The sequence below is a fragment of the Candidatus Methylomirabilota bacterium genome (assembly GCA_035709005.1).
In the GTDB taxonomy this organism is placed as follows: domain Bacteria; phylum Methylomirabilota; class Methylomirabilia; order Rokubacteriales; family CSP1-6; genus 40CM-4-69-5.
The window spans coordinates 18,552-32,464 of sequence record DASTFB010000074.1 but is presented as its reverse complement, the minus strand read 5'-3'; the positions used below and the strand labels follow the sequence as shown (position 1 = coordinate 32,464).

The following is a 13,913-nucleotide window of genomic DNA, read 5'->3' as shown; positions in this document are numbered from 1 at the left end:
CATGCTGCGGGGGATCGACCATCTCGTCATCGCCGTTCCCGACCTGGATCTGGCCCAGAAAAACTACGGCGCGCTTGGCTTCACCGTCGTGCCGGGCGGCCGACACCCGGTGGGCAGCCACAATGCTCTGATCGGGCTGGCGGACGGCGCCTACCTCGAGCTGATCTCCTTCTACGAGCCAAGCCCCCGGCACAAGTGGTGGCAGCCGCTCCAGAAGGGGGGCGGGCTCGTGGACTTCTGCATGCAGACCGACGACCTGCTCGGCGACACCGCGGCCTGGCGGCGCGCCGGTGTCGCCATCGATGACCCGTCACCGCTGTCGCGGGTTCGCCCCGACGGCTACCAGCTCCAATGGGTGCTCTCCATTCCCCGCGATGCCAAGGGCGTGGTGCCGTTCCTCATCCAGGACGAGACGCCGCGCGAGGAGCGCGTGCCCGGGCAGCACCGGCATGCCAACGGGGTCGTGGGGATCGATGTTCTGACCATCGCCGTCGAGGACGTCGCCGCTGTGCGCCGATGGTACGAAGAGGCCCTGGGCCGCCCCGGCCAGCCCGTCCTCCGGACCGACCTGGCCGCCGGCGGCGTTCGGTTCACCATCGGCCCGCACGCGCTGGAGGTGCTGGCGCCCCGCGAGACGGGCAGCCCGCTCACCCGGTGGCTGGCCGATCGCGGTCCTTCCCCGTTCGCGGCCACGCTGACGACCACGGCGGCCGAACGGGGCCCACTCGATCCGAGCCGGACGCTGGGCGCCCGGCTCGCACTCGTTGCAGAGGAGGGGACACGATGAAGACGATACTCGCATTGATCCTGGCGCTGGCGGCGGGCGTGACGGCCGTCGGGGCCCAGCAGCCCGTGACCCTCGCGTTCGCCAGCCTCAACGCCGGGACCGCCTGGTACGTCTACGGGGCCACTATGGCCGACCTGCTCCGCAAGGCGCTGCCGCCCGGCTCCAACGTGGACGTCAAGCCGTTCGCCGGCGGCGTCGGTAACGCCAAGCTCGTGGCCCGGAACGAGACGCCGCTGGGGCTGTCCTTCACGGTGACGAACCGCTGGGCCTTCGAGGGCACGGAGGCCTACGACACCAAGCTCGACAACTTGCGGGGGCTGGTCGGCGGCCTCGACACCTACTATCTGCTGGCTGTCGCCCAGAAGAAGCTCGACATCCGGTCGCTGCGCGACATCAAGGACAAGAAGCGTCCCGTCAAGATCTACACCCTGCCGGTCGGCTCCCTGGGCGAGTTCGGCGGCCGGCAACTGCTGCACGCCTACGGGCTCTCGTACGCCGACATCAAGGCGGCCGGCGGCTCGACGACCCACGTCGGCTACAACGTCATCGTCGACGCGTTCAAGGACGGGCGCGCCGACGTCTTGCTGGCCGTGGTGACGCCCAAGCACCCGTCCGTGTCGGAGATCGCCAGCTTCACCGACGTGATGTTCCTGGGCCTGGAGCCCGAGATCGTCGAGCGGCTCGCCCCGCTGGGCTACACGCCGTCCACCATGCCGGCGGACACGTTCAAGAAACAGGGCGAGCCTGTGCGCACGGTCGGCTTTCCCACGGTGCTGATCACCAACAAGGACCTGCCGGAGCCGGTGGCCTACACCGTGACCAAGACCCTCATCGAGAGCAAGGACGCCCTCGTGCGCGGCCACGCCGGCCTCAGCGCCTTCGACCCCCAGACCGCGTGGCGGCCCGAGAAAGTCGGCATCCCGCTGCACCCGGGAGCCGCGCGGGCGTACCGCGAGAAAGGATGGATGAAATAGCGGCCGACTGGATCCTCCAGAGCGGCCACGTTCTCACGCTCGATCCCCGGCGCCCACGGGCCGCGGCGCTGGCGGTCGCCGGGGGCCGGATCGCCGCCGTCGGGACGGGGGCCGACGTCCGGCCCTGGCGCGGTCGCCACACCCGCGTGATCGATCTGAAGGGCGCCACGGTGATGCCGGGACTCGTCGACGCCCACGCCCACCTCGATCGCGAGGGTCTCAAGGGCCTCGGCCCGAGCCTCGCCCGGTGTCGCTCCATCGCGGACATCCAGCGGGTCATCGCCGGTTGTGCCAAGCGCAGGCCGCGGGGCGAGTGGATCGTCACGATGCCGGTAGGCCGCGCGCCTTTCTACCTAAACCAGGCCGGGGGACTGGCGGACAAGCGCTGGCCCACGCGGGCCGACCTGGATCGGGCCGCCCCGGACCATCCCGTCTACATCCGGGGCATCTGGGGCTACTGGAACAAGCCGCCCGTGTATTCCGTCGCCAACAGCGCCGCGCTCGCGCGGGCCGGCATCACCCGCGACACCGTGGCGCCCAAGGCGATCGACATCCTGAGAGACGCGGCCGGCGAGCCCACCGGGGTCTTCGTCGAGCACAACCTCATCCAGGTGATCGAGTTCACGCTGATGAAACAGGCGCCGCGCTTCACCCACGCCGACCGCCTGCGGGCGCTGGTGGAGTCTCAGCGTCGCTACGCCGCGCGGGGCGTCACCGCGGTATACGAGGGGCACGGCGTCGCCCCGGAGGTGCTCGCGGTCTACCGCGAGACGCACGAGCGCGGGCGGCTGGTCCTGCGCGCCACGCTGGCGCTGAGCCCCACCTGGGATGACCTCGACGAGGCGGCCCGGGTCATCCCGCAGTGGGCGGCCTGGGCCGGGGGCCGCGGCGTGGGCGACGACCGCCTGCGGCTCTGCGGGGTCTGCCTGCACTATGGCGGCGATCCCGAAGTCGCGCGCATCCTGCATGCCGCCCAGCCGTACACCGGCTGGGCGGGCTTCGTGGAGAGCGCCAACTCGCCCGCCGAGTACCGCGAGCAGGCGCGGCTGGCCGCGCGGCGCGGACTGCGGGTCAGCACGCTGGTCACGCGGAGCCTGCCGGCCGTGCTGGACGCCTGGGAGGCGATCGCGGCGGAGACGCCGATCCGGCATCTGCGGTGGGTGGCCGTTCACCTCAACGTGGGCACCGCCGACGAGCTGGCGCGCCTCGAGCGCCTGGGCGCCGTGGTCACCACCAACCCCATCTCGTACCTGTGGCGCTCGGCCGCCGAGGAGGTGGGCAAGGTCGGGGGCGCCGCCCACACCCTGATCCCGCACAAGAGCCTCGTTCGCCGTCGCATCCCCTTCGGCCTGGCCACCGACAACAAGCCGGCCGACCCGTGGCTGGCCTTCGCCGCCGCGGTCGCCCGCCGCGACATGACGACCGGCGAGGTGCTGGGCCCCGGCGAGCGGCTGACGCGGCTGGAGGCGCTCCGGGCCCTCACCGTGGGCGGCGCATGCGTGACCTTCGCCGAGCGCGAGCGCGGCGTGCTCGCGCCGGGCTTCAGCGCCGACCTGGCCGTGCTGGAGCAGGATCCACTCACCCATCCGCTGGAAGAGATGGCCTCGCTCGCCTGCCGGCTCACCATGGTCGGCGGGCGTATCGTCCACGGCGATGCTTAGCCCACAGGTCTGGCTGGCCGTCGCCTGGTCGCTGTTCCAGCTCTACACGGCATACGCCGGGATGTTCGACCTCCTCGTCCAGCTCCCCGTCCATGTCGCCTTCGCCGTCGCTGTGGGATTCCTCACGCCGTCCGGGGAGGCCCCCCCGGGACTCTGGCGGCGGTGGCTGGATGGCGCGGCCGCCATGCTGGCGCTCGCCTGCGCGGCCCACTTCGTCGTCCACAACGAGCGACTGGCCAGCCGCATGGCGATGGTGGACGACCCCTGGCGAATCGACGTGGTCGTCAGCCTGGTCTTCGTGGCGCTCTTGCTGGAAGCCTCGCGACGTCACATCGGCAGCGCCCTGGTGATCCTGGCGCTGGTCTTCGTCGTCTACGCGTTCCTCGGACCCTGGCTACCCGGCTTCCTCTCTCACGGCGGCGTGAGCGCCCTCAAGCTGATCGACCTGCAGATGCTGACGACGCAGGGCATCTTCGGGATCCCCGCCCTGGTGTCGGCGACGTTCATCTATCTGTTCGTGGTCTTCGGCGCGGTGATGCAACAGGGGGGCCTGCTGCGTTTCTTCACCGACCTGGCTCTGGCCGTGGCCGGATGGACCAAGGGCGGGGCGGCGAAGGTTGCCGTCATCTCCAGCGGGCTCTTTGGCACGGTGAATGGCAGCGCCATCGCCAACGCGGTGACGACGGGCAGCTTCACCATCCCCCTGATGGTCCGTTCCGGCTACCGGCCGGCGTTCGCCGCCGGGGTCGAGGCGACGTCCTCGATGGGCGGCCAGCTCATCCCGCCGGTAATGGGCGCGGCGGCCTTCATCATGGCCGAGACACTTGGGGTCCCGTACGCGACCATCGCGCTGTCGGCGGCGATCCCCGGCGTGCTGTATTTCATCGCGGTCGGCATGATGGTCCACCTCGAGGCGGCGCGAACGGCTCTGCCGACCCTGCCGCGCTCCGAGCTGCCCCGCCTGGCCCCGGTGCTTCGACGAGACCTGCACCTGCTGGCCGGGCCGGCAGTGCTGCTGTGGTTCCTGGTGGAAGGCCGCTCCCCGCTGTTTGCCGGCTTCTGGGCGCTGGTGGTCGCCGTGATGATGAGCTGGATACGGCGCGAGACCCGCATCGGCCCTGCCGGCGCCCTGGCCGTCCTCCGGGATAGCGCCCGGAACGCGATGCCGGTGGCGCTGGCCTGCGCCACCGTCGGGATCGTGGTCGGCGTGGTGTCGCTCACCGGGCTGGGACTCAAGCTGGCCACCGGGATCGTGGGCATCGCGCAGGGCAGCCTCTTCGCCACGCTGGTGTTGACCATGATCGCGGCCCTCGTGCTGGGCACCGGCCTGCCCACCTCGGCCACCTACATCATCACGTCCATCATGGCCGCCCCCGCCCTGGTCCAGCTGGGCGTCCCCACGCTCGTCGCGCACATGTTCGTCTTCTACTTCGGCATCCTGGCCGACCTGACGCCGCCGACCGCCATCTCCGCCTACGCGACGTCCGCCATCGCCCGGGCCAGCGTCTGGGAAACGCAGTGGAAGGCGATGACGCTCGCGCTGTCGGGCTTCATCATCCCGTTCTCGTTCGCGTACGACCCGGCCCTCCTGCTGATCGGCGCCGGACCCGTCGGGATCGCGTTGCGGACGGTGGCCGCGACGCTGGGCATCCTCATGCTGGGCGCGGGGGTCATCGGCTACCTGCGGGCGCCCACCCGGCCCTGGGAGCGCGCGGCGCTGCTCGGGGGCGCCGTGCTCCTGATCTTCCCGGGGCTGGTCGGCGACCTCGTGGGGGCTGGCTGCCTCTTGGCCGTGCTGTTCAGCCAGCGGCTGGCGCGCCGTCAGGCCGCCGCACCGGCCCTTCGCTGAGCCGGCGGCGGGATGGCGGCCCGACCGTGAAAAAGCCGGGCGCTGCCGTTATAGTTCGCCTGTCGGCCGGTCGCTCTCCCGGACCGGCGACGGGGGTGAGGTGAAGGCATGGCGTTCATGGATCTGCGGCAGTGGATCGCGCTCCTCGAGCGGGAGGGGGAGCTGCGACGGGTCAAGGCCGAGGTGGACTGGGACCGCGAGATCGGCGCCATCGCGCGGCGCGTGCTGGAGAAGAAGGGCCCCGCGCTCCTGTTCGAGGCCATCCGGGGGTACCAGACCGGACGCTGCACCAAGCTCTTCACGGGTGGGCTCGGGGACCGTCGCCGACTGGCCCTCGCGCTCGGCTTCGGCAAAGACGTCCCGAATCGTGAGCTGGTCCAGTACGTGATGCACAAGAACCGGGAAACGATCCCGCCAGTGACCGTGCCCACGGGGCCGGTCAAGGAGGTGGTCGTTCGCGGCGATGCCGTGGACCAGACGGACTTTCCCGTCCCCCGCTGGCATTTCCGCGAAGGCGGCCGCTACATCCACACCTTCTCCGGCATCGTCACCCGCGATCCCGAGACCAGGGTCATGAACGTCGGGATCTACCGGGGCATGATCGGCCAGAAGCACACGGCGCCCATGCTCCTCATCAAGGGCGGCCAGCACTGGGGCCAGCACTTCGTGAAGTACGCGGCCCGGGGGGAGCCGATGCCGGTGGCCTGCGTCATCGGCTGGGACCCCATCATGCCTTTCCTGGCCGGCTCGCCGGTCCCGGCGGGCGTCTGCGAGTGGGACGTGATGGGCGCCTATCGGGGCGAGCCCGCTCAGCTCGTGCGCTGCGAGACGGTCGACCTGGAGGTTCCGGCCACCGCGGAGATCGTCATCGAGGGCTTCATCAGCGACGACCCGGCCACGTGGGAGCTGGAGGGACCGTTCGGAGAGTTCACCGGCTACGTCTCCGACCTTCCCACCCCGCGGCCGACCATGCGGGTCACCTGCATCAGCCACCGGCGTGACCCCATCTTCCGAGGCTGCCTGGAAGGCACGCTGCCCGGCTCTTACAGCGAGAACAGCGTGATGTCGTCGGTCCAGCGGGCCGGCATCGCCTGGACCATTCTCACCGGCGCCGGCATCCCCGGCATCCGGGACGTGTACGTGCCCCCCATCACCAACGGGGTAAACATCCACGTGCAGATCACCAAACACTACCAGGGGCAGCCCAAGCAGATCGCCGCCGCGCTGTGGGGGGCGAGCGCCGCGCAGTTCCGGTACAAGCACGTGATCGTGGTCGAGGAAGACATCGACCCGTCGTCCTACGAGCACGTCGACTGGGCCATCGCCCACCGGGTGAACGCCGGGGAAGGGGGCATCGTGGTTTTCCCCGGCAGCTTCGGCTCGCCCATCGATCCCAGCACCCCGCTGGAGGACCGCGACGTGGCCCAGCTGGGCAGCGGCCTCTGGAACCGCGTGCTCATCGACGCCACCCGCAACTGGAAGTTCGCCCGCCGGCCGGAATGGGACAATGAGCGCTTTCCGCCCACCGTGCGGCCGGCCCCCGAGGATGAGGCGCGGGTGCGGGAGCGCTGGGCCGAGTACGGCCTGGGAGATCTCTGAGCGGTGGGCTACCTGGTCACGGCGGTGGTGGCCGTCGCGGTCGCCGTGTTCGCGATGCAGAACACCGAGCACGTCGCGGTGAACTTCCTGGTCTGGCAGATCGCCGACGTTCCGGTGGCCGCCGTGGTGCTGGCCTCGTTCGGCTTCGGCGTCCTGGCCGCGGGCATCCCCGCCTGGTTCAAGGTCTGGCGCCTCCGGCGACGGCTGGTCCGAGCCCAGCAGCAGACCGCCCTTCCGGCCGAGCCCTCACCGCCTCCGCCGCCCGGTTCGCCGCCGCCTTCCGTGAGGACCTGAGCGGCTGCTCCGCCGCGGTGCCGTCAGGCGCTGGCCGGAGCCGCGACGGCGGGACGAAGGACGAGGCACAGTGGCAAGGTCGCCAGCACGATCGAGGCGATGATCGCCAGCGTAGGCCCGACGCCGACCGCGTCGCCGACCAGGCCGTAGAGGGTCGGCGCCAGGGCGGAGCAGCCGACGGTGACGGTGTAGTAGAGGCCGTACGCGCGGGAACGCCGCTCGGCCATCACGAGGTCGGCCACAGTGCCGTACAGGACCGAGGAGGTGCCGTTCAAGGCGACGCCGAGCGGCACCAGGGTGACGAGGGCCAGGGGGAGCGGCGCCACGATGATCGTCGCGATCCCGGCCGCCGTCGCGGCCTCGGTGAGGATTACGGTGCGAATCACGCCCACCCGCTCCGCCACCAGCCCGCAGAGGAACTTGCCGGCGGCGCCGCCGACGAACAGGAGCGCCAGCGCGGTGCCTACGCCCGCGACCGTGGAGCCCTTGGCCATCAGGACGAAGGGCAGAAAGGTGATGAACCCGGTGCGGGTGGCGTTGTCGATCATGCCGATACCGGACAGGGCGCTGAACCCCCGGGGGTCGCGGATACCCCAACCGCGGACCGGTGCGCCGTCGCCATCGGTGGGCGGGCTGGCATCGCCGGCGCGCAGCCGGCTGAGGACCAACCACACCGTGACTGCGGCGACGAGCCCCAGGGCGCCGTAGGCCGCGCCGGCCGTACGCCAACCCGCCGCGGCCGCCACCAGCGCGATCACCGCCGCGGCGCCGGCCTTGCCCACGTCCCCGGAAAAGTTGTAGGTGCCCAGGGCCGCGCGCTGTCCGCGGCCCTCATAGACCTTGGAGATGAGGGAGGAAGCCAGCGGATGCTGCACGCTGGAGCCGAGCCCGGCCATTAACAGGACCAGCAGCAGGGCGCCGAAGCCGCCGGCCCAGCCGGCCGCCACGAACCCCACTGCCGTCAGCGCCGTGCCGGCAGCCAGCAGTCGGCGCTCGCCCCAGCGCTCGGCCAGGAACCCGGCGGGGACCTGGAAGGCCGCCATGCCACCGGTGTAGACGGTCCGGATCACGCCGACCTGGGCGAAGCTCAGGCCGAACTCGGTGGCCCAGAGAGGTAGGAACACGTAGACGATGTCCGAGAAGCCGTCGTGCAAGAGGTGCATGCTGCACGCCAGGGCCAGCACCGCTCGCGCACGGGAAGTCACAGCGTCGATCATCCCCGAGGCGCCCGAGCCGTTCAAGTAGAATACCTGTTCAGAGGGGGGGCGCCATGCCCATCAGCATCACTCGCGTCTATACGCGGACCGGAGACAAGGGCGACACGGCCCTGGTCGGGGGCAAGCGGGTACCCAAGGACTCGCCCCGGATCGCCGCCTATGGGACCGTCGACGAGCTGAACGCCGCCGTGGGCCTCGCGCGCACGTTCAACGCCGAGCGCCTGGCCGAGGGTGAGCATCACCGCTGGCTCGACGAGGTGCTGCGGAAGATCCAGAACGAGCTGTTCGACCTGGGCAGCGAGCTGGCCACGCCTCCCGAGGCGGAGTACGAGGGGATGGTTCGGGCCGGGCCCGAGCAGGTGACGGCGCTCGAGCAGCTGATGGACCGTTGCCAGCAGGAGCTGGAGCCGCTGCGCTCGTTCATCCTGCCCGGTGGCGGCCGCGTCAACGCGTTCCTGCACCAGGCGCGGGTCGTCTGCCGCCGGGCCGAGCGTCAGATTCTCGCGCTCTCCCGGCGAGAGCCCGTCAATCAGTGGGTCCTCACCTACGTCAACCGTCTCAGCGACACGTTCTTCGTCCTCGGCCGGTGGGCGGCCCGACGGATGGGCGAGCACGAGTACCTCTGGGAGCGGGGACTCCAGAGCCACACGCGCCCGCGGATGTGAGCCGCCGGGGGCCCCTTGACGGGGACCGTGCAGTTCAGTATTTTTGAAGTCGTGTTAAGCCGAAGTGAATCAGACTCGGCCCCGCGCCTCCCCAAGAGCCGTCTGGAGCTCACCGTCAATGGCGAAACGCGCGAAGTCCTGGTGCCCGTCCACAAGACTCTCCTCGAGGTGCTCCGCGAAGACGTGGGGCTGACGGGCACCAAGCACGGCTGCGAGCTGGGCGAGTGCGGCACCTGCACGGTGCTCGTCGACGGAGTGCCGGTGCTGTCGTGCCTGGCCTTGCCGGTGGAGCTGGAGGGTCGAGCCATCACCACGGTGGAGGGAATGGCTCGCGGCGGCGTGCTCCATCCCCTGCAGGAGGCCTTCGCGGAGCTGGGGGCGGCCCAGTGCGGCTACTGTACGCCGGGCATCCTGCTCACCGCGCAGGCGCTACTCGCGGAGGTGCCCACCCCCACGCGCCAGCAGATCAAGGAGGCGCTGGCCGGCAACCTCTGCCGGTGCACCGGCTACACCAAGATCCTCGAGGCCGTGGAGCTGGCCGCTCTTCGCACCGAGGCGCGACGGTGAGCGAGGCCAAGCACGACTTCAGCGTGATCGGCCGGCCGCTTCCCAAGGTCGACGCCTGGGCCAAGGTCACCGGCGACACCAGGTACGCGGACGACCTGAGCTTGCCCCGGATGGCGTACGCCAAGCTGCTGCGTAGCCCCCACCCCCATGCCCGCATCCGGCGCATCGACACGGCGCGGGCGCGGGCCGCCCCCGGTGTCTACGCGGTGATCACCGGGCAGGATCTGCCCCCGGTGAAGTTCGGGATCCTGCCCGTGTCCCAGGACGAGGAGGCGCTCTGCCGCGACAAGGTTCGCATGGTGGGCGACGCGGTGGCCGCCGTGGCCGCCGTCGACGAGGAGGCTGCCGAGCGCGCCTGTGAGCTCATCGAGGTGGACTACGACCCGCTGCCCGCCCTGATGTCGATCGAGGACTCCCTGGCCCGCCCCGAGGTGCGCATTCACGAGTACGGCGACGGACCCAACGTCCACAAGGTGGTGGCCCTGCAGTTCGGCGACGTGGACGCGGCGCTGGCCCGAGCCGATCTGGTCCGCGAGGACGTCTTCTTCTACGAGGGAAACACCCACCTGCCGATGGAGCAGCACGCGGCGGTGGCGCAATGGGGCGCCGACGGCAAGCTCACGCTGTGGTCGTCGACCCAGACGCCGCACTACGTGCACCGGCTGCTGGCCACGATCCTGGACGTCCCGGCCGCGCACATCCGGGTGATCGCCACGCCCGTGGGCGGCGGCTTCGGCGGTAAGCTCGATCCCTTCGCCCACGAGATCGCCGCCTGCAAGCTGGCCCAGCTCACCGGCCGCCCCGTGAAGATCACGCTGACCCGTGAGGAAGTCTTCTACGTCCATCGCGGCCGGCATCCGGTGCTCATGTGGATGAAGACCGGGTTCACGAGGGCCGGCGACATCACGGGCTGCCACCTCAAGACCTGGCTGGACGGGGGGGCGTACGGGTCCTACGGCGTGGCCTCGATCTTCTACACGGGCGTCGTCAACCCCGTGAGCTACAAGATCCCCGTCTACAAGTTCGAGGGGGCGCGGATCTTCACCAACAAGCCCCCCTGCGGTCCCAAGCGTGGGCACGGCACCCCGCAGCCGCGCTTCGCGCTGGAATGCCAGCTCGACAAGGCCGCCGAGCAGCTCGGGCTCGACCCGGCCGACATGCGCCGCCGCATCGTCGCCGATCCCTTCACCAAGACCGCCAACCACCTGACGATCACCACCATCGGCCTCAGAGAGTGCATCGACAAAGTCACCGACGCCTCGGCCTGGAGTAGCAAGTGGCGCGGCTGGAAGGATGGTGGCACCTCGCGCGAGCGGGGAGGTTTGGAGGGGGCCGCGCTTGCCCCCTCCAATCCGGAATCGCGCGGCTGGAAGGGTGGTGGCACCTCACGCGAGCGGGGAGGTTTGAAGGGGGCCGCGCTTGCCCCCTCCAACAATAAGTCCAGCATCGGCACTGCCGGCGCTCGAAGACGCGGCATCGGCATCGCGTGCTCGGCGTACATGACGGGGGCCGGGACGGCGATCTACTGGAACAGCATGCCCCACTCGGGCGTCGTCCTCCGGGCCGACCGGAGCGGCGCCGTCGCCATCCTGTGCGGGGCCACCGACATCGGCCAGGGCTCGGACTCGATCCTGGCCTACCTGCCGGCCGAGATCCTCGGTCTGGAGCCGAAAGACGTTCACGTCCACCCGGCCGACACCGCGCTGACGCCCGTCGACCTCGGCTCCTACTCCTCGCGGGTGACCCTGATGTGCGGCATGGCGGCGATCCAGGCCGCTGAGCGACTGAAGCGGGTCATGGCCGACGCGGTGGCCACGAAGCTCGGGGTCACCGCAGACACCCTGGCTTTCCGCGAACGGAAGGTCGGTGTGCCCGACGACTGGGACAAGGCGATGCCCTTCGCCAGGGCCGTCGAGCTCGCGGAGGCGGTGCACGGGGTGCTGGCCTTTCCCGGCTCCTATGCGCCGCCCCGGCGCGCCGGCAAGTACAAAGGGGGCGGGGTCGGCCCGTCGCCCTGTTACTCGTACTCGGCGTGCGTGGTCGAGCTCACGGTGGACGAGGAGACCGGCGAGATCGACCTGCACGACGTGTGGATCGCCCATGACGTCGGGCGCGCCATCAACCCGCTGCTGGTGGAAGGGCAGGTGGAAGGCTCGGTGTACATGGGTATCGGCGAGGCGCTCATGGAGGCCCAGGTCTTTCGCAAGGGCCTGCACAAGCAGCCCTCGATGCTGGAGTACAAGAGCCCGACCACACGGGAGACGCCTGAGATCCACACCCTCCTGGTGGAGACCGACGATCCGGAAGGCCCGTTCGGGGCCAAGGAGGCCGGGCAGGGCCCGCTGCTCCCCGTGATTCCCGCCATCGCCAACGCCGTGTACGACGCGATCGGGATTCGGGTCGACGAGATCCCCATCGACCCCGAGAAAATCCTCAAGGGTCTCGAGCTCAAGCGGAAGGGGCGGACGCCCCGGATCGGGCCGGAACGCCTCCCGCGCTTCACCTTCAAGGAGCCGATCGTCGTGGAATCCGCCTTCGGTCAACCAGCCGACGCCATCGCCCAGAGACCCTTCGCGGACGAGCGAGACCAATGAGCGGCCGCGCGATTTCAATGAATCTGGGCCCGCATTCAATGAATCGCGACCCCAGCTCATTCAATCGGGGAAGAACACGCAGCCGCATCGTACCCAGAGCAGCGCACCCACGGAGCGAGCCGAGCTCGCCGACCCCGCTACCATGATCCGCTTGCCGCCGTTCACGTACCTGGCGCCGCGCCGGGTGGAGGATGCGGCCCGCCAGATGGCCGAGCACGGGGCGCAGGCGATGCTCGTCGCCGGCGGAACCGACCTCTATCCCAACATGAAGCGGCGTCAGTTCGAGCCGCGGGTGCTGGTCGCGCTCGGCGGGATCGGCGAGCTGCAGGGGGTGGCGGGGAACGCCCGGGCCGGGCTGCGCCTGGGCTCGACCACCACGCTGACCACCGTCTCACGCCACCCCGAGATCGCCCGCCACTACGCGGCGCTGGCCACGGCGGCCGGCCTCGTCTCCTCCCCCCAGCTGAGAAACGCGGGAACGATCGGTGGCAACGTCTGCGTCGACACGCGCTGCAATTACTACAACCAGAGCCACGCCTGGCGGAAGGCCATCGGCTTCTGCATGAAGAAGGACGGGGATATCTGCCTGGTGGCGCCGAGCAGCCCGCGGTGCTGGGCCGTGTCCTCCTCGGACACGGCGCCCGTCCTCTGGAGCCTGGGGGCGTCGGTGCGCCTGGTCGGAGCCGGTGGGGAGCGCACGATCCGAATGAGTGAGCTCTACCGCGACGACGGCATCGATTACCTGGCCAAACGCCCCGACGAAGTGCTAGCGGAGATCCACCTGCCGCCCGCCGACGGCTGGCGCTCGGTGTATCTCAAGCTGCGCCGGCGCGGCTCGTTCGATTTTCCCGTCCTGGGCGTGGCCGTCGCCCTGCGCCTGGAGGCTGACGTCGTGCGCGACGCCCGCATCGTGCTGGGGGCCGTCGCGTCGACACCCCGCGAAGCCGGGGCCGCCGGCGCCACCCTGGTGGGTGAACGGCTGGAGCCGGACGTCATCGCCCGCGCCGCGGATCTGGCGGCGGGACCGGCCCGCCCGCTCGACAATACCGACTACGCGCACTACTACCGCAAGAGAATGACCCGCGTGTTCGTGAGCCGTGCTCTCTGCCGGCTGGCCGGGCTCGACGGCGATCACGCAGCCCACGAGGAGGTTGTGTGACCACCCTGGGCGAGCGGGTTCGAGCGTTGCGCCGGGACCGCGGGCTGCAGCAGCGCCAGCTGGCCGAGAATGCCGAGATGACGCCCAGCATGGTGTCCCAGATCGAGTCGGGCCGTCTCACGCCTTCGCTCAACACGCTGCGCCGGCTCGCCGACGCGCTCGGCGTCGCCGTGGGCGCGCTCTTCGACGGGCAGCCGCCGGGCAGCGTGGTGGTCACCCGCCGGAAGGACTGCCCGGTGGTCTCCTTCGATGGCTCCAGCGAGCGCTGGACGGTCCTGGGCGCCGGCCTCTTCCAGGGCAAGATCCGCGGGGTCATCTCCACGCTGCCCGGGAAATCCCGCGGCGTGGCCACCGACAAGGTCGTCATCAAGCCCGGCCAGCTGAAGCTGCTCTACGTCCTGGACGGAAAGGTCGCCTTGCACTACAACGGCGAGCGTCACATCCTGGACGCTGGCGACAGCGCGCTGCTCGACGGCGGGCTGCCGCACGGCTGGGAGAACCTCGGAACCCGGAAAGCGTCCGCGCTCTGGGTCATCCTCGGATAGGA

General features: G+C 70.4%; 12 protein-coding genes. 11 read left to right on the top strand and 1 reads right to left on the bottom strand.

What is annotated here, in order from left to right; all coding sequences use genetic code 11:
- Window position 1: 1 nt before the first annotated feature.
- The 6 genes from VFR64_12365 (at window position 2) to VFR64_12340 (ending at window position 7,164) form a co-directional block, all read left to right on the top strand.
- Window positions 2–787 carry a VOC family protein gene (locus VFR64_12365; GenBank protein ID HET9490534.1) on the top strand — a complete coding sequence of 262 codons (786 nt, stop codon included), beginning with the start codon at window positions 2–4 and terminating at the stop codon, window positions 785–787.
- On the top strand, window positions 784–1,761 hold the full coding sequence (locus tag VFR64_12360; GenBank protein ID HET9490533.1) for a TAXI family TRAP transporter solute-binding subunit: 978 nt from the start codon (window positions 784–786) through the stop codon (window positions 1,759–1,761). The genes VFR64_12365 and VFR64_12360 overlap by 4 nt, the downstream gene beginning before the upstream one ends.
- The gene (locus VFR64_12355) at window positions 1,749–3,422 is read left to right on the top strand and encodes an amidohydrolase (protein HET9490532.1); all 1,674 of its coding nucleotides are present in this window, start codon (window positions 1,749–1,751) and stop codon (window positions 3,420–3,422) included. Before VFR64_12360 ends, VFR64_12355 begins: the two co-directional genes overlap by 13 nt.
- On the top strand, window positions 3,415–5,271 hold the full coding sequence (locus tag VFR64_12350; protein ID HET9490531.1) for a TRAP transporter permease: 1,857 nt from the start codon (window positions 3,415–3,417) through the stop codon (window positions 5,269–5,271). The genes VFR64_12355 and VFR64_12350 overlap by 8 nt, the downstream gene beginning before the upstream one ends.
- A gap of 108 nt (window positions 5,272–5,379) precedes the next feature.
- A complete protein-coding gene (locus VFR64_12345; protein ID HET9490530.1) occupies window positions 5,380–6,870 on the top strand; it encodes a UbiD family decarboxylase in 1,491 nt (496 codons plus the stop codon).
- A gap of 3 nt (window positions 6,871–6,873) precedes the next feature.
- Window positions 6,874–7,164 carry a LapA family protein gene (locus VFR64_12340; protein ID HET9490529.1) on the top strand — a complete coding sequence of 97 codons (291 nt, stop codon included), beginning with the start codon at window positions 6,874–6,876 and terminating at the stop codon, window positions 7,162–7,164.
- 23 nt (window positions 7,165–7,187) lie between these two features.
- Here VFR64_12340 and VFR64_12335 read toward each other — a convergent pair whose 3' ends face one another.
- A complete protein-coding gene (locus VFR64_12335) occupies window positions 7,188–8,369 on the bottom strand; it encodes an MFS transporter (protein ID HET9490528.1) in 1,182 nt (393 codons plus the stop codon).
- Between the two features lie 65 nt (window positions 8,370–8,434).
- On the opposite strand from VFR64_12335, the gene VFR64_12330 reads away from it, so the two are divergent.
- The 5 genes from VFR64_12330 to VFR64_12310 all read left to right on the top strand — a co-directional run bounded on the left by VFR64_12330 (window position 8,435) and on the right by VFR64_12310 (window position 13,911).
- Complete coding sequence (locus tag VFR64_12330; GenBank protein HET9490527.1) at window positions 8,435–9,046, top strand: cob(I)yrinic acid a,c-diamide adenosyltransferase; 612 nt, start codon at window positions 8,435–8,437, stop codon at window positions 9,044–9,046.
- Between the two features lie 27 nt (window positions 9,047–9,073).
- Window positions 9,074–9,613 (top strand): (2Fe-2S)-binding protein, encoded by a 540-nt coding sequence (locus VFR64_12325; protein ID HET9490526.1) that lies wholly within the window; start codon window positions 9,074–9,076, stop codon window positions 9,611–9,613.
- Entirely contained in the window at window positions 9,610–12,207 is a 2,598-nt protein-coding gene (locus tag VFR64_12320; GenBank protein ID HET9490525.1) for a molybdopterin cofactor-binding domain-containing protein, read from the top strand. The genes VFR64_12325 and VFR64_12320 overlap by 4 nt, the downstream gene beginning before the upstream one ends.
- A 142-nt stretch (window positions 12,208–12,349) precedes the next feature.
- Entirely contained in the window at window positions 12,350–13,366 is a 1,017-nt protein-coding gene (locus tag VFR64_12315; GenBank protein ID HET9490524.1) for a xanthine dehydrogenase family protein subunit M, read from the top strand.
- Window positions 13,363–13,911, top strand: a complete 549-nt coding sequence (locus VFR64_12310) for an XRE family transcriptional regulator (GenBank protein ID HET9490523.1) — start codon at window positions 13,363–13,365, stop codon at window positions 13,909–13,911. Before VFR64_12315 ends, VFR64_12310 begins: the two co-directional genes overlap by 4 nt.
- The last annotated feature ends 2 nt before the right edge of the window (window positions 13,912–13,913 follow it).